9 protein-coding genes are annotated in these 19,807 nt (G+C 65.8%); 4 read left to right on the top strand and 5 right to left on the bottom strand.

Translation table 11 applies throughout. The features are described 5' to 3' along the window. Positions 1 to 28: 28 nt before the first annotated feature. The 4 genes from L2Y97_RS05485 to L2Y97_RS05470 are packed head-to-tail and all read left to right on the top strand — an operon-like array spanning position 29 to position 3,994. The gene (locus L2Y97_RS05485; RefSeq protein ID WP_247434003.1) at positions 29 to 511 is read left to right on the top strand and encodes a hypothetical protein; all 483 of its coding nucleotides are present in this window, start codon (positions 29 to 31) and stop codon (positions 509 to 511) included. Between the two features lie 17 nt (positions 512 to 528). Continuing rightward, positions 529 to 1,350 carry a transporter gene (locus L2Y97_RS05480; RefSeq protein WP_247434001.1) on the top strand — a complete coding sequence of 274 codons (822 nt, stop codon included), beginning with the start codon at positions 529 to 531 and terminating at the stop codon, positions 1,348 to 1,350. A 12-nt stretch (positions 1,351 to 1,362) separates the two neighbouring features. Further along, the gene (locus L2Y97_RS05475) at positions 1,363 to 3,039 is read left to right on the top strand and encodes a mechanosensitive ion channel family protein (RefSeq protein ID WP_247433999.1); all 1,677 of its coding nucleotides are present in this window, start codon (positions 1,363 to 1,365) and stop codon (positions 3,037 to 3,039) included. Continuing rightward, on the top strand, positions 3,029 to 3,994 hold the full coding sequence (locus tag L2Y97_RS05470; RefSeq protein WP_247433996.1) for a hypothetical protein: 966 nt from the start codon (positions 3,029 to 3,031) through the stop codon (positions 3,992 to 3,994). Before L2Y97_RS05475 ends, L2Y97_RS05470 begins: the two co-directional genes overlap by 11 nt. Before the next feature lie 10 nt (positions 3,995 to 4,004). Here the strand turns inward: L2Y97_RS05470 and L2Y97_RS05465 are convergent, their stop codons facing one another. From L2Y97_RS05465 to L2Y97_RS05445, 5 genes are read right to left on the bottom strand one after another with little or no spacing between them, the layout of a single operon-like run. Then, the gene (locus L2Y97_RS05465; RefSeq protein ID WP_247433993.1) at positions 4,005 to 6,101 is read right to left on the bottom strand and encodes a site-2 protease family protein; all 2,097 of its coding nucleotides are present in this window, start codon (positions 6,099 to 6,101) and stop codon (positions 4,005 to 4,007) included. Beyond that, complete coding sequence (locus L2Y97_RS05460) at positions 6,101 to 7,444, bottom strand: efflux RND transporter periplasmic adaptor subunit (RefSeq protein WP_247433990.1); 1,344 nt, start codon at positions 7,442 to 7,444, stop codon at positions 6,101 to 6,103. Before L2Y97_RS05460 ends, L2Y97_RS05465 begins: the two co-directional genes overlap by 1 nt. Then, entirely contained in the window at positions 7,441 to 8,205 is a 765-nt protein-coding gene (locus L2Y97_RS05455; RefSeq protein WP_247433987.1) for an efflux RND transporter periplasmic adaptor subunit, read from the bottom strand. The genes L2Y97_RS05460 and L2Y97_RS05455 overlap by 4 nt, the downstream gene beginning before the upstream one ends. Further along, positions 8,186 to 9,766, bottom strand: a complete 1,581-nt coding sequence (locus L2Y97_RS05450) for a TolC family protein (protein ID WP_247433984.1) — start codon at positions 9,764 to 9,766, stop codon at positions 8,186 to 8,188. The genes L2Y97_RS05455 and L2Y97_RS05450 overlap by 20 nt, the downstream gene beginning before the upstream one ends. After that, positions 9,741 to 19,778 carry a VCBS domain-containing protein gene (locus L2Y97_RS05445; RefSeq protein WP_247433981.1) on the bottom strand — a complete coding sequence of 3,346 codons (10,038 nt, stop codon included), beginning with the start codon at positions 19,776 to 19,778 and terminating at the stop codon, positions 9,741 to 9,743. The genes L2Y97_RS05450 and L2Y97_RS05445 overlap by 26 nt, the downstream gene beginning before the upstream one ends. Between the last annotated feature and the right edge of the window lie 29 nt (positions 19,779 to 19,807).

The following is a 19,807-nucleotide window of genomic DNA, read 5'->3' as shown; positions in this document are numbered from 1 at the left end:
GCCTCCTCGCGTTGCCGGGATGCATGGCATGGCGACCTTTTCATCAACTCGGGTGATCGGCGTGGTGGCCTTTACGGTGGCGCTACTTTTCAGTGCCACCGGCTGCGGCATTCGCCAGGCTGTATATGCACCGCAGGGTTACCAGGCGGTCGAGGAAGATGGCTCGTTCTTCCACGACGAGTCGGGCGTCACCATCCGGATGCCGATGCTTGTGGTGAACAAGAGCGACATCACCTTGCATCCGGCGATCACCATCCAGCCCCATGACCATGATGTGCGCGTGATCTCGGCAAGCTGGCTTATGGATGGCAAGGAACTGGCCCCGGTAACGCGAGTGGACAGCAGCAAGCCGGTCAGTGCCCGCGAACCGCTCGACCTGCACTGGAACATAAAGGCCATGGGCAAAGCCGTGCCGACGCTGGGCGATACGTCGTCGATCCGGTTGGTCCTGCGTATTGATGGCCAACCACACGAGCTGCGGATCAAACTGAAACGGCGCGATCGTATCTAGGCATCACGGAGGCCATCATGTGGCGCAGGCTGCTTTACCCATTCGCCATCCTGCTCTTCCCCGCCGCGGCGCTGGGACAGTCAGCATCCGCGGGGAACGACGCCGCCGACCTCGCCCAGAAGCTGTCAAACCCGGTCGCCTCCCTCATCAGCGTGCCGTTCCAGTTCAACTATGACCAGGGCCTCGGGCCTGGCCAGAATGGCCACCGGCTGACCATGAACCTTCAGCCCGTCGTTCCCGTATCGATCAGTGACGACTGGAACATGATCTCCCGCACCATCCTGCCGGTGGATCGACAGGTCGGCGTATCGGGCCGCGGCGAAGACCAGTTCGGCCTGGGCGATACCACGCAGAGCCTGTTCTTCTCACCCAAGGCGCCCACCGCGGGTGGCACCATCTGGGGGATTGGGCCGGCTTTTCTTCTGCCCACGGCCACCGACGACAAGATTGGCAGCAAGAAATGGGGTGCGGGACCTACCGCGGTCGTACTGCGGCAATCGCATGGCATCACGTATGGCTTTCTCGCCAACCAGATATGGTCGGTCGCCAGCGTGGGTGGATACCGCGATCGCCCGCCGCTGAGCAGCCTGTTCCTGCAGCCGTTTATCTCGTACACCACGCCCAGCGCGTGGACCTATGGCGCCAACCTGGAATCGACGTACGACTGGCACGCACGCCAGGCGTCGGTGCCCATCAACCTGACGGTCGCCAAGCTCACCAAGGGCGCCGGCATGCCTATCAGCCTTACCGGCGGCGTTCGCTACTGGCTGCACGGCGCCGATGCGGGGCCGCATGGCTGGGGTTTCCGCGCCGTGGTCACCCTGCTCTTTCCCAAGTGACCCGGGGCGCCCATGTCGACCTGCCGCTCCCGCCTCGCCACGTTGCTCGTCGCATGGTGCATGGCCGTGTCGATGGGCACCGCATTCGCGCAGGAACCCGCCGCCGCTGCATCGGTTACGCCCGCCGCCGCATCATCGTCCGCCACGGTCGAGCAGCCGCCTCCCGCGCCGATCATGGTGTGGAACCGCAAGATCATCGACCTGCACGCACCGTTCCACGGCACGCCGGCACAGGAACGGGCACGTGGCGCCAGCAACCGCATCAATGCCCTGTTGGACGCGCTACACCCCGATGAGCTGACCGTGGGCTGGACCGAGATCGGCGCCGAACACGGTGCCGTGGTGCGGGGAAACAACGTGGTGCTGTTCGCGGTATTGCCCGGCGATGTGGAAAGCGATGACCGCCCGACCATGGAAGCGGCGGCAAACGACGCGTTGAACCGCCTGCGTGGCGTGCTGGCCGAGCGCGACGAAGCGCGCCGCCCGCAGCAACTCGTCCGCGCCATCGCCCTGGCAATCGCCGCGAGCGCCGCCCTCGTCCTGGTCTGCTGGGGCCTTGGCTGGATCAACCGGCGCGTACAGGCCACACTCATTCGCATTGCACAGGCGCGGTTGAAGCTGAGCTTTGGCGGCTACGATCTACGCCCGCTGATGTGGTCGTTGCTGCGCCGGACGGCAGGCTTGCTGCACTTGCTCCTGGTCCTGTTCGTGGGCTACCTGTGGCTTAGCTTCGTACTGCGCCAGTTCCCCTACAGCCGCCCGTGGGGCACCCGCCTTGGCGGTTACCTGGTGGACGTGGGCGCGGGTGTCGCCACCGCGTTCGTCAGCCAGATTCCCAACCTCATCACGCTGGTGGTGATCTTCCTGGTGACCCGAGGCGTCGTCCGTATCGCCGGCGCCTGGTTCCGCGCCGTGGAGGCGGGCACCGTGCAGGTGCATTGGCTCGAGGCACCGACGGCCGCGGTGACGCGCCGCCTCGTTGGCTTTTTCATCTGGCTGTTCGCGCTTATCGTCGCCTACCCCTACATACCTGGCGCACACACCGACGCGTTCAAGGGCGTCAGCGTGTTCCTCGGCCTGATGCTGTCGCTGGGTTCCGCCGGCATCGTGAACCAGGTGATGAGCGGCCTGGTCGTGCTGTATTCCCGCGCCGTGCGCGCAGGCGATTTCATCCGCATCGGCGACCATGAAGGGACCGTGCTTGCCCTTGGCGCGCTGTCGCTGAAACTGGTGACGCGCAAGCGCGAGGAAATCACCGTGCCCAACTCGGTGCTCTCATCGTCGTCGCTGCAGAACCTGACCAGGCAATCGGGCAAGGATGGCCTGATTCTCACGACATCGGTCACGATTGGCTACGACACGCCGTGGCGCCAGGTGGTGGCCTTGCTGGAGCTGGCCGCGTCACGCACCGAAGGCCTCCTCGCGGCCCAGCGGCCGTTCGTGCTGCAAACCTCGCTTTCGGATTACTACATCGAATACCAGCTCAACGTCGCCACGATGCAACCATCGCTTCATCTCAAGACCGAGTCGGCGTTGAACCGCAACATCATTGATGCCTTCAACGAGTTCGGCGTGCAGATCATGTCGCCGCACTTCCACCACCAGCCTGACGAGAAGGTATGGGTCCCCGCAGGACAGTGGCATGCGCCACCGGCGGGACCTGCGCAGGGAGGCCGCGATGAAGCATGAGGCATGGGCCCGAACCCTCGTCGCCGCCGGCATGATGTGCTGCGCATACCACTGTGCCGCCGCCGACGGCCAGATCGTCAACGCGGCCGACGCCAGGCTGCAGAAACGTGCCAGTGGCGTCATGGCCTTGATGGGTTATTCGCAGACACCGGATGTCACCTCCGGTGCGCTGTCGATCAAGAATACCGCGACCGGCAATCCGTCCTTCAACAACACCTCGCTCGGCGGTGGCTTCACCATCAGCGATAGCGTGCCGTTATACATGGAAGGAACGCTGGGCTGGGCGCGGTACGATCCCAAGTTCGTCGCCACCCAGGGCTCCGACTCGCGGGTCATCCCGACCAAGTGGAACAGTGCGATCGCCACGGTCGGCGTGGGTTGGGATTTCCGCCTGGCCGAGCATCTCGTGCTTCGGCCGATCGTCAATGGCAGCTATGGCCGGGTACGCAGCGACATATCCATCGGCAGCGAGGTCATCACCAACCGCACGGACGTGAACCTGGATTTCCTGGCCCACGGGCACCTTGACGCCGCTGGCATGGGCGGTTCCATGATGCTCGACTACGAGAACTACCAACCGAAGCACGAGATCGACGTCGAGCTTCGTTACACGGATATCCAGCTGCACAGCGTCAACAATTCCTACCGCGCGGTCAGCGGCCACGCACGTAACCAGAATGCAAGCCTGTGGGCACGCTGGCGTGCCCCCATCGATGGCTGGCACGCGCTCGGCCGGCCTTTCCGCTACGTGCTGGAGTTCGCGCATACCACCTACCTTGGCGACGAAACCGATGTGGTCGGCATCAACCACCTCACCTCGTTCGGCGTAGGCGTGGAGCTGGATAGCAGCAAGTACAACCCCCTATGGATCTCGCGTACGCGCGCGGTGGTGCGGTACGTCTATGGCCAGAACGTCCATGGTGTCTCGCTGGGCATCGCGGTGACGTTCGATTGAGTGCCGCCGGCTAGAAGCCACTCTCGCGCAGGAAGGCAGCCGCGACGCGTGTCACACCTTCGCCGAGCAGGCTGCGCCGCTCACCCTCGATCCGCAGGCGCCCTCGCCATTCACGCGTACCGGGTGGCGCCCGCTCCAGGGCCACCACGACGTGGAAGACCGGCACGGTCGGTACCAGCTTGTCATTTTCGCGCGAGGTGGCGAGTGGCCCGCCGTACCGCGCCGAGAGCATCGGTTGCCCCAGCGACGAGACACGCGTCGTGGCTATGGCGGTCACCGTGCCCCGGATGGGCGATACCTCCCCATCCGGGAAGAACAGTGCAGGCGCACCCTCCCGGATGCGCTGGACATCGTCCTGGCGGACATAGGCATCCACTTCCCAGTGATGCGTATCCACCAGAACGCCCAGCGGCAAGCGCGTGCCAACCCACTGCCCGCTGCGCCACTCCGGGCTCACATCCAGCCAGCGCCCCGCGAAAGGTGCGGTCAGCGTCATTCGGTGGATCTCCGCGCGCGCGGCCTGCGCCTCATCCACTTGCACGCCCAGGCGCTGCAAGACGGGGGCACGCTCACCCGCGCCGTCGGGCGCGGCCATGAGCCCGGCAAGCTGCGCCTCCAGCACCGCAGCCCCTGCCTCGCTGCTGGCCAGGCGCAAGCCGATGTCGGGCTGTTCAAGCACCACCAGCGCATCGCCCTGCACCACGCTGCCCACGGGGCGCACCGACGATAAGCGCGCGGGAAACGGGGCGAATACCTTCAACTGGTGCGCCGTACGGGCCACGCCATAAGCAGGCACGTGGCTGTTCCACGGCAGTACCAGTGCAATGACCGCCAGCAGGGCCACGCCGGCGGCGATACGGCGGCGCGACCGGCGCACGCGGTGGCGTTGGGACCACGCATAGCGCACCTCGCTGGCGATGGGCCGCGCGATGAACCAGGTGACCTCCACCACGAAAAGCACGATCCCCAGCGCCTTGAACACCATGAGGTAAACGGCGACGGCGATGGCAAGGAACAACGCAAAGCGATATACCCACGTCACCCAGGCAAAAGCGATCAGGAAGCGCCGCCGAGCAGGCGGGAACGGTTCGGGCCACGCCTCATCCAGGCCGAGCAGGCCGCGGCGAAGCGCGGTTCGCGCCAACGCCGATGAGCGTTCGTGCAGGTTGGGCATATCGAGCAGATCGGACAGGATGAAGTACCCGTCGAACCGGGTGAAGGGACTGGCGTTGAGGGTGAGCGACAGCACCCAGCCGGTGGTGGCCAGGTAAAGCAGGCCGCTACGGAGTGCGCCCGGTTCACACAAGGCCCAACCCAGCGTGGCAAGGCCCGCCAGGGCCATCTCGGTCACGATGCCTGCGCTGGCCACTGCGAGTCGCTGCCGTGCGGTGGGCAGCTTCCACGCTTCGCTGGTATCGGTGTACAGCATGGGCCACATCACCACGAACGCTACGCCCATGTGCGCCACGCGCAGGCCAAGGCGCGTGGCGACGATAGCGTGGCCCAGCTCATGCATCGTCTTGCCAACCACCAATGCGCCAGCGAAGCCGAGCAGGCCTTCGGCGGAAAACGCGTCGGCGACCGCCGCACGGAACGTATCCCACTGGTGCGCCACCATGACCAGCCCGGCCAGCGTCGCCACGATAAGCACCAGGGCCACCCACGGCGTGAACAGCCAGCCAAGCTGCCGGGCCAGCCAGCGCAGCGGTACCGCAGGGCGCACCAGCGGAATCCGGAAGAACAGGTAGTGGTGCAACCACCAACGCCAGGTCAGCCACTGCACGCCTTCGCTCGCCGCAGCCATTCGCCGCACGGCATCGGGCCCGGGACGCACCAGGTGGTGGTTTTCGAGGAAGCGGCGCAGCGCCTCCACTTGCCGCGCATCGACGGCCAGCGACGTTTCCCGGGCCACCCGCTCGGCCACCGCGCGGGCCGACGCCCCCCAGCGCAAGAGGCATTCGAACTCGAGCCAGCCGATACGGTAGAAGCGGTTCACCACCGGGTCCAGGATCATCCACGCGGGCTCGCCGCTCGCACCGCTCGACGCTTCGCTAAGGCTCAGGTCGTCACGCAAGGGCGGCAACGGCAGGTCAGCGAGCGTCTCCATCACCACCCTGTCCATGCACGCAACGCCGAGATGGGGCGCCGCAGGAGGTAATAGCCCAGCACGACGCGTTGCCCGTACAGCTTGGCGGTGCCGTGCAGACCTAACCGTGCATGCGCGGGTAAGGGCGCATCATCGATGCTCGCCAGCAACCGGTAGGCGACGACACTGTCATCCGTGGGCCTGGCTTCGTAGCTGGTCTCGACGATGTGGCCATGCAGGGGTGCAAGCGGATACGCCGAGAGGTACAGGGTGATGCGCGCACCGGGTTCGAGTGAGATGGCATCCGCGACGGGAAGCTGCACCACGACCCCGGGAATTCGAGGATCGGCCACTTGCAGCACGCGCTCGCCCGTTGTCACCGGCCGGCCCAGCCAGTCGTTGGGATCCGCGTAGACGGCCACCCCGGCACGTGGCGCCCGTGCCACTGTACGTTTCAGCTGAGCGGTCACTTCCCCCAGCTCCGCACGGCGCTGCTGCGCGCGGCCCTGTAACAAGGTGAGCTGGCTCTTGCTTTGCGGGCTGTCGAACGCCTGCTGTGTCGCCGCGGCGAGTTCGGCGTCGGCTACATCCACTTCGCGCGAGAGCACGGTCGCACGGCTGCGTAACGTCGTTTCGTCCAGCGCGAACAGCGGGGTGCCTGCCGCTACTGGCTGGTTGGGCCGCACGAGCATGCGGGCGATGACGCCATCGATCGGTGCGCTGATGACATCGGCCTCGCGGGAGATGATTTCGGCAGGCGCGAGTGCGGTCTGCCGCACCGGTACCAGCATGAGCAAGGCCAGCAGCCCCGCCGCGATCACCCACTGGCGGCGTGAGATCCGGCGCCGGCGCCGGTGCCGCCCCGCGAGAGCCTCCCAGCAGTACGCGAAGGTGCGCCATACACCGCGCAGCACATCGGTCAGCGGCAACGCGGGTGGCGCATCGAGCAGGAAAACCAACATGCCCATGCGCGACCCATCGCGCGCGTGCATCGGCACCACGAACGCACCCGCGGGCCACCATTCGCGCCAGCCTTCATCCACGCGCGGCGTCGCCACCACCGCATCGCGGGCGATCCATACCGGCTGCCAGCCATTGGCCTGTGTCGCGAGCCAGGGAACGGCCGCACCCAACCAGACCAGGTAGGGCGAATCCTCCACCGGCGTCGCCAGGCCCGATACGCAGAGCATGCGCCACGCATCACCGCGGTGCTCGAAGACCAGTGCCTGATGGAACGGCAGCAACGGGTACAGCTCGTTGGCCATGACGAACGCCAGCGCGTTAAGGGTCTGCGCATCCATGGCGTGGTCGCGCAGGCTATCCAGGTCCAGCAGAAGGCGCGCTGGGGATAGTGGCGCCGTCACGGCGGCGTGCCCGGCAACTGTGCCACCCCGCTCATGCCGGGCCGTACCTCCGCATGCGGTTCATCGAAACGCGCCTCGAGTTCGATGGTCTGCGCCACCGCATCGACGCGGGCGTTGATCGCGCTGATATGCGCTGGATAGGTCTTGCCGGTCTCCAGCAGGCGCACGTGGATCGGCAGGTCTTCCTTCAGCCGCGCCAGCCATGGCGACGGCACGTTCAGGCGAATCTTCAGGTCGCCATCACTGACGAGGTCGAACAGCGGCGTTCCCTCCGCCACGGTCTGGAAAGGCTTGACGTACACCTTGGCGATGCGTGCCGCGAAGGGTGCACGCACCTGGCAATAGCCCGCCTGGGTCGTGGCCAGGCTACGGGCACCCGTGGCCTTCTCCACATCCGTTTCGGCCTGGGCCACCTCGACGTCACCCACTGCATTGAGCTTGCGCATGCCCTGCTTCGCGGTGAGGTTCTGCCGGGCCATACCCAGTTCGGCGACAGCAACCTTCGCCCTTGCCTGTGCCTCGGCGCAATCGAACTGGGCCAGCAGGGCACGGCGCTCCACGCGCGTACCGAGCGAGGTGCGGAGGTCGCCGAGCGTACCGGCCATCTGTGACGAGAGCGTCGTCTCCAGCGCCGCGGTCACCAGGACGCGAATATCACCGGGCGATGGCGGCGGGGCATCCGCCGCAACGGCACAAGGCGAGACGACCGCCAGCACGGCGACGACCGCCAGGCGGCCGGCCTCATGGCGTGGCGGGCGCACGGGGCGTCTCCACAGGTGGCTGGAGCACCTCGCTACGCTCATACTGCGCCATGGTCTGCTGGATCGCGGCAGCCACGGTCTTGATGTCGTGATCACGGATCGCTTCGGGGAATACATCGAGGCCGACGGAGTTGTACAAGCGCCCCCAGGCGGCCTGCGCATCCGCGTAGGCCGCCTCGCGCTGGTAGCGCGAGAGCAGGTAACGACCTTCGGCGCGGATCACTTCCAGGTCCGACCCGAGGGCCGTGCCGCGTGCCGCCTTCGCGTAGTCGTAGAGCCGGCCATCAACACGCAGGCTCTCCTCGGCGAACGCCATCTCCTGGCGCGCTAGGTCGTAACGCAGTACGCCGACGCGTACCTGGGTAAGCACCGCCATGGATAGCGCGATGCGACGCATGTCACTGGCCTGTTCCTGCGATGCCTGCGCACGGTTCAGCGATGGCAGCTGCAACAGGCGTAACAGGTTGAGCGAGACCTGCAGGCCGGTCTCCGACCAATGGTTGTTGTACAGGTACTTGTTGGAATCGTATTGCGCGGAGGCTGTCACGCTGACATTCGGCCAAAGCTGTGCCTTGGCGATGGCGATATCGTTCAGGTCCACGCGTTTGCGATACCACTCTTCCATGATCTCGGGACGCTGTTCCAACGCCACCTGCTCGAGCTGGGCGGTATCGGCCACGGCGCCGGGTAACGGAGCGTCCGGCGTATCGGCCAGCGCCATGGGCGAACCGGGTGGCAGCGACATCAGCGCGGCGAGTTCGGCCTGTGCGAATTCCAGGTCCTGGCGCCGCTCGGTCAGCAGGTACACCGCATCGAGCAGCGACCGCTGGTAGGCCAGCACCTGTTCCCGTGGCGCGAGCCCTTTGGTCTCGGCCTCGCGCGCCTGGGCCAGCGCCTGTTGCGTGCGCGCCAGCAACCCATCCACTTCCGGTAGCAGGCGCTGCGCACCCAGGGCGCGCCAGTACGCGTTACGCACATCCTGCAACACGTTCTGCGCCACCTTGCGCCGGCGCTCTTCGGCCATCTGGATCTGATCGGCCTTCTGCTGCGTGCGGTAATACGCGACGCCAAAATCGAGCAGGCTCCAGGTGAGGCCCAGGCTATCGAGCGTTCGGTAACGCTCTTCCGACGTCGATGCGCGCAGGCTCTCCTGGCGGTCCTCGATCCCGATGGAGGTGCCCCCCGAATCGTTGCTGCGGCCGACGTAACCGGCCGACGCCACCAGCCGCGGCAACATCTCGTGGCTGGAGACATCACGCAGGTCGGCGGCCAGCGCGCTTTCCATCAACTTCAAACGGTAATCGAGGTTGTACTTCAGTGCGCGGGCAGCTGCCTCGTAAAAGGTGATGGGGCCGGTGACGGGCTCCTGGCCTGCGTACATCACCTGCTGGTCGGCCGCGATCCGTGCCTTCATGTCGTCCGCGGTGTAGGGGCGAGGCTGCGTGCCCGCGCACCCGGCCACGAACACGGCCAGCGCCACCACGGCAAGCGGCACGCACGGCCATCGCGGCGCACGATCGTTCGCCGCATGGCTCTCAATGGGTGAATGACTGGCGCGCACGCGCGGCCTCCTTTAGCTGGCGCGGGAAGCTTTCCGCTGTGTTCCGGTCCTGTGCGGCGGGCCATGCCACATCGCGCCCCCACAGGCCTTCCGCGGTGCGCGCGAATAGCGAGGGATCCGAGAGCAGGCCGTCCGCGCTCAGGCTCACCCTGCCGTGGCGGCTGAGGAACCGGGCCAGGTCGACATCACTGCGCTCCTGGCTCTGGCGTACGGCGTGCCCGACGTACTGGCCAGCGACATGGCCCAGCCCGGCACCGATCGATGCGCTGCGCCCGCGCTCCACGCGAAGCTGCACGAAGTCGCCCGCGGTATCGGGCAGGGCGATGCCCTGGAAGATGGCATCCCGCTCGACCGCCGGCCCGACATAGACAATCGGATCGACATCCGGGAGTCCCTCGCCACTGAATCGCTGGCCATCCCTTTCGCCGGGGTTCGGCCCGATCGGCCCGAACACGGGATGATACGGCGGCGGTATGTACGGCGCAGCGATATCCAGGTCGATGGTAAGCAGCGCCTGGGCATCCGCACCGGCAAGGTCGCGCGCGGTGTAGATGAACGTATCGTGCAGTACGCGGCCCAGGCCCGCCGCGGCGAGCACCTCGGTATTGGTCATGTCGATGGTGTAGGTGTAACTACCGTCGGCCTGCAGTACCAACGTGCCATAGCGCCCAGCCAACGTTTGCCCTGGCATGGCGGACGCACCTGCCGCCGCGTCGTCGCCTGCTCGTACGGCCACCACCTGCCGGCTGTCACCGGCATCGACATCGCTATCGTTGGACAGGACATTCCCGCGGGTTTGCGGCGCCGGGACCTGATCGTCCGCTATACCGTGGTCATCGCGTGCCACCGGGTTATCGTTCGCGCCGCGAATCGTCACGACCAGCCGCGCCACCGACGTCGCGCCAGCGGTATCGCGCATGGTGTACGTGAATGACTCATCGAGTGTCTCCGCGCTCGTCCGTAACGCCTGTACCGCAGCGTTATCGTTATCCACGTCATAGAGGTAGGAGCCATCGGCCTGAAGCGTCAGCCAGCCATAGCGCCCCACCAGCCGCTCGCCCGCCGCAGCGGCACTACCCGCCTGGCTGACGACGCTGATGACCGTGCGGGATTCACCGAGGGCAACGCTATCCACATCCGTGTCGTTATCGAGCACGTTGCCGGTCGGTGATACGCCCGGTGACTGGTTGGCCACGCCGCCTGCTTCCACTGCCGTCGCCACATCATCGTGCGCTACCGGCGTGTCATTGCTGCCATTCACGGTGATAACCAGCTCGGCCGTGGCCGAGGCGCCCCAGAAATCCACCACGGTGTAGGTAAACGTATCCACCAGGTGCTGGTCAGCGGTGCGCAGGGCCTGCACGGCAGGCAAGCTATTATCAAGGACGTAATGCCAGGTACCGTCGGCGGCCAGGCTAAGGTCGCCGTACTGGCCACGCAGGCTCGTGCCGATCACACCCGCCTGGCCCGCATCATCGGCGCCGCCGGTGCGCACGGCCGTGACCTTGAGGGCATCGCCTTCCCTGTCGGTGTCGTTGCCAAGGACATTGCCGCTGGGATCAAGCCCGGGCGTCGCATTTTCGATACCCCCCGCCTCGATGGCGGTGGCCGCATCGTCATGCGGGGTGGGAGCACTGTTCGTCCCGCGCACGAGTATGGTGAGCTGGCCAAGATCCGTCAGGCCACCCAGGTCGCCGACCCGATAGGTAAAAACGTCGGTGACGAACTGCAAGGGTCCGAGCGCCTGCAACACCGGATTCGATACATCGACGAGATACTGATACGTGCCGTCGGCGCCGATACGCAATGTGCCGTACAAGCCCGTAACCACGGTGCCATCGCTTTGCCCTGTACCGGGTATCACGCCGGCGAGCGCACCTGCGGCGCCTTCATTCCCCGCACGCACCCCGGTCACGGTCAGGATGTCCTGGGCATCGACATCGCTATCGTTCGCCAGCACGGTGCCCGTGGGATCGCGACCGGTGCCACCCGGGTTGGGGGCTACCGCGTACGCCAGGTCATTGCGTGCCACGGGCGCGTCCCATGCGCCGGTGATCGTCAGGGTAAGCTGCGCGGTGTCCAGGGCGCCCTGCCCGTCACGCATCTGGTACGTGAAGGTTTCCTGCAGCGATTGGCCCGGCCGCAGCGCCTGGACAATGGCTAGCGAGTTATCGACGGTGTAGTGCCAGGTGCCATTGGCATCCACGCTCCACGTACCGTACGTGCCGGCCACCTGCGTCACGCCACTCACTGCCATGAGCGTACCGCCATCGCCCTCGGCACCGGCGCGCGCACCGACCACCGTGCGCGCGTCACCCGCATCGACATCCGTATCGTTGGCCAACACATTACCCGTGGGGTCCACGCCCGGATCGGCATTGGCCGTGCCACCGGCTTCCGCCGCCTGGGCCGTGTCATCCACCGCCACGGGTGCGTCGTTGCGACCGTGGATGGTGATGATCACCGTAGCCGTACTGACGGATCCCGCGGCATCCCGCACGGTGTACGTGAAGGTATCGACGAGTTGGTCGCTATCCAGCCGCAGGGCCTGCACTTGCGCGTTGGTGTTATCCACCGTGTAGTGGAAGTTACCATCGGCGGCGAGCGTGAGCGTGCCGTAGCTGCCCGCGATGCTGCCCCCCGCCGAAACCGTGTTGGCACCATGCGCCACCTGGGTCACTACCAGGGTATCGCCTGGATCCGGATCGCTATCGTTTGCCAGCACGTTACCGGAAGGATCCACGCCCGGCGTGCCATTGGCGATCCCTCCCGCTTCGATCGCATCCGCAGGGTCGTCAACAGGTGTCGGTGCATCGTTCGCGCCGTGGATCGTGACCACCAGTTGGGCACGGTCCGTCAGGCCACGCGTATCGGTCACCTCATAGGTGAAGGTTTCCGTGATGGTGGCACCGGCGGGCAATGTCCTCACCGTGGCATTGGTGCTATCGGCATCGTAACGGTAGGTACCATCCGCGCCGATGTGCAACGTGCCGTACAGGCCGGTGATGAGCGTGCCATTGGCCGCGGATGTACTCGCCCCGACGACGGACCAGGCACCTGGCGCGCTCTCGGGCCCTGTACCGATATGCGTCACCGTGAGCGCGCCGGCCACCTGGTCCGGCACGTCCACATCCGTGTCGATCCCGTTACCGCCCGGCTGCGTGGGCGTGCCGGGCCGACTCGCCACGTGCAACACGTCGCCTGTCGCGGCCACGGCCGGCGTCGTGCCATCATCCGACCCCGCCTGCGCGTTACCCACGTCATCGCTCGCCACGGGGTTATCGTTGCTGCCTTCGATGGTGACCGCGAGGTTCGCCAGGTCATCGAGCCCGCCGGTATCCGTCACGCGGTAGCTGAAGGTTTCCTGCAAGGTGTCGCCCGCGACCAGGCCCTGGACGATCGCGTTGTTGTTGTCGACCACGTAACGCCACGAGCCGTCTGCGCCGATGACCAGCGTGCCGTATAGGCCGGTTACCGATGTACCGTTGCCACTGGTCGTACCGGCGGCAACGTCGACGAACCGGCCTACGTCCGTCTCCGGTTCGGCACGAATGCCGGTCACCGTGCGCGTCTCGCCCAGCGCCACGCTATCCACGTCGGTATCGTTGGCAAGCACGTTACCCGTACCGTCGCTGCCACCGCTGGCATTGGCAACCCCGCCCGCCTCCACCGCGACGCCGGCATCATCCTGGGCGACGGGGGTGTCGTTGGCGCCGTGGATCGTGACGGTCAATGTAGCCGCACTCTTCGCCCCCGCCAGATCGGCCACGGTGTAGTCGAAGACATCGGCCAGAACCTGGTCTGGCAAGCGCAGCGCCTGCACCGCAGCGTTGTCGTTATCCACCACGTAGCGGTAGCTGCCGTCGGCGGCGATGAAAAGCGTGCCGTACCGGCCAACGATCGCCACGGGCGTGTCGCCACCTGGCACGACACCCGTCGACGCTCCCTGCGCCCTGACGCCGGCGACGAGGAGCACATCGCCATTGGTGGCGATATCCACGTCGGTGTCATTCGCCAGCACGTTGCCGGCCGGGTCCACGCCCGGTGTACCGTTCGCGTTGCCGCCCGCTTCGGTAGCGTCATCCGTATCGGCTACGGCCACCGGTGCATCGTTTACCGGCGTCAGCGTGATCTGCAGGCTATCGGTGTCGCTTAATTCATCGGCGGGTTGGCTGGGAATACCGTCACCGTTCGCATCACCGGTGTTGCCACGGTCGCGCGTCTGCACGGTGAGGGTATCGTTGCCGTTGTAGTCCGTGTTCCCGAGGTAAACCAGGCTTGCAAGCGCCGCATTGAGCATGTCCAGCGTACCGCTGAGCGTGACCGACGCGGAACCATTGGCGCCGACGACCAGTCCCGCTGGCAGGTTAGTTACCGTCAGCGTGCCATGCAGCACGGTGATCACGACGTCCAGCGTGCCAGCGCCGGCATCCACGTCACTTACGCGAATGGGCGCGATAGCCAGTGGCGTATCCTCCAGGCCGGCTTGCGCGCCGGGCAGGTCATTCACCGGCGCATCGTTCTGCTGCACGAAGCCGGCATCGGCCGTGGCCGACGCGGCCTCGCCCAGCGATACGCCCACCGTACCCACGGGCGTCGCGGCATCGCTATCGATTCGGACGCGGAGCCCACCCAGCGCCGCATCGGTAATCGTCCCCGCAGGTACATCAATGCGGTACACACCCGCGGGCAGCACGCCGAAGGCATAACGGCCATTCAGCCCCGTGGTGGTCGTGAATACCTCGTTGTCGCCGGTTGTCGCCAGGTCGCCGTCCGCGCCCGCCCAGGTGAGTGTCACGTTCTGGCCCGCCAGCGGCGTTCCATCGGGCGTTGCGTCTTGCGTGGGGCTGAAGGTGTCGTCCCATAAGGTGCCCTGGATCAGGCCAAGGCCCGCGCCTTCGTTGCGCCTGTACGTATTGGGGCCGACGCCACTGCCTGTGCGTTCGCCATCCGCCGCGCCGTCGGCGCCCACCGCCGACCCCGCATAGGACGTGAAGGATTCGGGCAGGCTGCTCCATGTCAGCGTCGCATCGGTATCCGGTGTCGTGACGTTGTTCGGCAGCGCCAGGTGGTAGTTCACCTGCACGGCCACGCCCGGATCCAGGCGATCGAAGGTCACGACGATGCCATTCACGGGATCGACCGTGACCTGCACGCCCGCGGGAAGGCTGGCCACATCGCCGTATGTGCTGCCGCCGATCGTGATGCTGTCGAACACGTACCCACTCCCTCCCGGAAATGCGTCGACCAGCCGCACGTCGTACGCCGGGGCACTTCCGGCCTGGGTGAAACGAATCGCAATCGCGGCCGTGCCGGTACTGCCACCCGGGTTGGGATCAAACGCCGTAATGCGTTTATCCAGGTTGTTGAAGGCGGCTTCCACGATGCGCTCGTGGATGGTCGTGGAGGTCGCCAACACGGTGCTGCCCGCCCGCTCGGTGGCCGTCGCACCGAGCACCGCACCAGCCACGACGGACGCCTGGTTCGCCACGCGCGCATTGAACTCGATGACGACACCTTCCAGGTCCGCATCGGAATCGCTGTTGGTGAGGGTCCCCAGGTGGAAGGTCACCACGGTGTTGCCCTGGGCATCCGTGGTTACCTCGTATTGAACGCGGCTGAGCACCCCCGTAAGCGTATCGTTCGAGAGGCTGGCCGTGAGCGGCAGCGACACATCGCTGTCCTCGTTGCCGACGATCTGCAACATTCCACCGGTAACCAGCGCGGTGATGGTCGTAGTAATGCCGTTGTTGGATACGAACGCAATCCGTACCGTACCGTCATCGATGAACGACAAGCCATTCTGTAACGTCACCGAGACACTGTAGTCGGCCGTCGTACCTTCGCCGATCGCCGAGACGGCACGATAACGGATGACCTCGCCCACCGTGACGTCTTCGCTATCGGCATTGGTGGGGTTGGCTGGGAGCGTGCTATCGAGGCCGCCGACCCGGGAAAGAAACACCCCACGCGCCACCGGAACAGCACTGACAGCGTCGCTGCTGTAATCATTAAGCACGCCGCTACCCAGGGTGCCATCGGTGCCGGTGCGCTCGCCCGCATCACTACCATCCAGGCTGGTCCAGCGTACCGAGGCGGTGTTATCGATGGCATTGCCATTGACCGCATCGGCCGTGACCTGGCCGCTGAAGCGCAGCACGATGCTGCCACCCTTCGGGATGTCGATCACCGAACCATCGGCATTCCGCAGCACGCCATTGACGATGACAAAGCCGGCATCGGGTGCGCTACTGCCATCATGCGTGGCGCCCCCCGCATAGGTGACACCCAGCAGGACGATACCCTGCAATGTCGTCGGCAACGTGTCACTGAAGGTAATGTCATAAGCGTTGAAATCGCTCGCGCCTGTGCCATTACTCAGGGTGATTTCGTAGGTGAGCGTATCGCCTTCGTCCACGCCGATCTGGGGAACGGGGCCGGCAGTCTGCGAGATGACCACGGTAGGCTCGCGTACCGTCACCGTCGGCAATGTCCCGGTGGCCGCGACCTGGCGCTCCGTGGCCGAACCACCCACGACATCCCCATCCGGATCGGTGTACGCCAGCTGGGCATTGGTTTGCAACACGCGACCTGCCTGGTTATCCAGCGTATTGCTCGCCACCAGGCGCACGCGGATGACGAACTGGTTATTGCCCTCCACGTTGTCGCCTGCCGCCGAGCTCGCACTGAACATGAAGCGGCCGCTCACGCCATCGGCACCCGGTGTTCCGCCAACACCGCTGAAACTCGCCAGCGTGACCGTGCCGTTGAAATCGGCAAGCAGCGCCTGGCTTCCACTGCGCGTGGTGATAATGAGGTACCCGGTGCCGTTGAATGACGTATCCAGGCGCATGCCCGCCGGGATCAGGCTATCGATATCGAGACTGGCCGTGGTGCCTTCGGGCAGGGTCACCACGATGTCGTAGAGCATCGATTCGCCAATGACGAGGTCGCTGCCCGTGGTATGCGCCGCACTGGAATCCGTGTCATCCAGCGTGCCACCCGCGTAAACGACTCCGAGGGAGGGTGCCGCCACCTGCTCGATGGCGTTGTCCGAGAGATCGACCGGGGTGAAGTCGGCGCCACCATCGACGCTCGCGTAATGGGTAAGCGTCGCCGTGCTCCCCAAGGTGCTGCTGGCTGGCACGTTGCCATCCACGACCGCGTCGTAGGTAATGACGATCACGTTGGCGCCCGTGCTATCGGCCGCTGTCCCAGGGCGACCGGCGGTTAGCGTCGCCACGCCCCCGGCATCCAGGAACGTGATGGTGTTGCCCGTCACGCTGTAGTCGATCCCAAGCGTGAGCAGCGTGCCGTCGCCGCGATAGACGCTGAGGTTCGCCGCCCCCAACGAGCCACCGACGAACTGCATGCCCGCCGGAAGTACGATCGACGTGACGACATCGAACGCATCGCCCCCGCCCGTATTCTCCAGCGCTGTGGCCATGCGCAGGACATCACCGGCATCGATGCCGTTGGCGTCACCCTCTACCGCCGTCGTATCGATGACGGATCCACTGAACGGCACCCCGGTGCTCCCCGGCGCTGCCCACGTACCGCTTCCCCCATCCACCGTGCCGTGGCTCGTCGACACCACCCCATGGCCGATCGATACCACCGGTTCGGCGATTGATTGAATCGAGGCCACATCCGACGAGAGCAGATGGTTGGCGGCGATCGTCGTCAGCTGGTCGGATTGCGCGAGCACGCTGAGTGAACGCTGGTCGGCGAACGCCTGGTCGCCAACGCGCAACGTGAAGGTCAGCACGATGCGGCTTCCGCCTATCGCGCTGGTGGTGTAATCGCCGAAATCAAACACCACGGCATTACCGGCCGCACTCGTGACGGTCACGCTCGTATCGCCGTTCGTGTTGCCCGTGGCGAACTGCCACTGGCCCACCCCCGTGCCCTGGCTCCAGGTTATGCCGGTGATATCGAACAGGGGCAACGGCATGTAACCCGTCAACCGGAACTGCTCGTAATCACCCGTGGTGAGGTCGTAGCTGAGTTGAAAGGTCACCACATCACCGGGATGAAGATCGCCGGATGACGGTGTCGTGCCGTTGACCGAAACCAGTTCGATATCCACCGTGGAGGTGGGTACGGTGGCCACCGAGGCATCCTGGTCAGTCACCGTGGCACCGGAAAGGTTGACGTCGTCCACCAACACGGTCGCGTTGAGCGTCGCGTTGTTACCCACGCTATCGCCTTCGTTGATTTCACTCTGCCGGTAAGCCGATACGTATGCCTGGCCGACCAGCGCCAGGTAGGTGACCTGGAGCTGGGTGGCGCCCTGCAGCGCCTCCTCGAACGCCAGGTCGCCCGCCAGCGCGCCGGTATCCAGCCCCGCGGCCCGCAGCGATTGACCTATATCGAAGATGAGCGACGTGCTGCCATCGGCATTCGTCGTGCGTAACGTGATCACCCCGACGGTGTAGGTCGCGCCGGCAAAGGTCACCGTCATCGTCGGTGTGCCGACCAGGGTCTGGCCGTCGCCCAGCGCATCGCGCACGGTGAACTGCCCTTCGCCTATGCTGTTCTGGCCCAGTGCGAAATAATCCGATAACTGCACCTGCACCGTGTAACTCAACGTATCACCCGGCGTGGGCCCGGCCGAACCGGTATCGGTTTGCACCGTCACCTGCTTGTAGAGCGCGGCCGCCTCGACCAGGAATTGTCCGCTTGTACCGGTGCCGCTGAGGTCCACCGGGGTGCCATCGGCCTGCCGGTCGCGCGGATCCAGTGGCTGCCATTCGCCGGTCGCCGAACCACCGGCGACGGCGACCTCGTGCGGCGCCGCGGTCTCCGGATCAATCACCGGATTGCCGTCGGCATCCGCTTGCGGCACATAGAAGCGCACGGTGGTGTCCACTGCACCGGTGAGGGACGCGTAGCTCACGGTAAACGAATCAATGGCAGCCCCGGCGGTGAGCGTCGCCTGGATCGCGGCCGCCGAGGTCAACACGCGCCCGCCATGCAACGTCACCGATTCGACGGTACCGCCAGCGCCTGGTGTGATCGCGGTCACCCGCATCTCAACAGGAATATCCTGGGTGATCACGACATCGGAGAGGCTTTGCCCCGGGGCCGCCGTGGCGGTTAGCGTAAAGCTGCGCTCATAGTTCGGGCCGGTCACCGTCTTGCCATCGGGAACATCCAGCACCTGAGTGAGTGTCACGACCGTGGGGTGCACGGCCAGGTCATGTAACTGCGCTTCGATCAGGCTCGGATCCACCGTGGGATTGTTTGCTGCATCGTTGCCAAGCTCGAACCCACCCCGCGCCCGCAGTACCAGATCGGGGGAGCCATCGGAGAAGCTGGTATCGGCCAGGTCGCTCACGTGCACGGTCACCTGGATATCGACGGCCGGCAGGTCAGGTGAAATATCCGCGTAGGGCAGCTGCACGACGATCACCTGGTCACCGGCGCGCATGCCGTAATCGCTGGCGTGCAGGATCACCGCCTTACCCGTCGCATCCAGGGCAAGCGGATGCGTGGCGTTGCCGCTGGCATCAAACGTCAGTGTGTAGGTCTTGACCGCCTGCCCGAGGTACGTGGCGGAAACGAAGGACAGGCCATCGTCGCCATCACGGCCCGTCGCCGGCAGGAACAGATCAATATAGGGCGCGTAGCCGACCTGCGCGCTGGTGTTATCGAACGAGGCCGTGAAGGTGACGTTGCCCCCCAAAAGGGCATCGGTGGCTGCTTCGGAGAGGGTGACGGTGGGTGCAGCGCCAGGCGCGGCGGCCACGGCGAGCGGACGGGCCGCGCTATCGGCCTTTTCGCTGGGGCTATCCGGCGACCGCGGCGCCGCCGCGGCGGCGTGCGTGGTGGTATCGCCCTGCCCCGCCGGCACCGCCCTGGAAACCGCCTCTGCGGCTCCGACGGTAGCGGCGGGCGCGGCGTCATGACTGGCGGCGTGTTGATGATCGGCCGCGACGGCCGCCGCGCCATCAAACATGATGCGCGGCTCAAGGGCCAATGCATGGGAACGTGGCAGTAAGCGCTCCATGCGAGGATGGTTGCGCTAAGCCGGGCCGC

The sequence above is a fragment of the Luteibacter aegosomatissinici genome (genome assembly GCF_023078495.1).
Classification (GTDB): domain Bacteria; phylum Pseudomonadota; class Gammaproteobacteria; order Xanthomonadales; family Rhodanobacteraceae; genus Luteibacter; species Luteibacter aegosomatissinici.
Note: the sequence above shows the minus strand (reverse complement) of the source record. Positions and strands in the feature narration are given on the sequence as shown.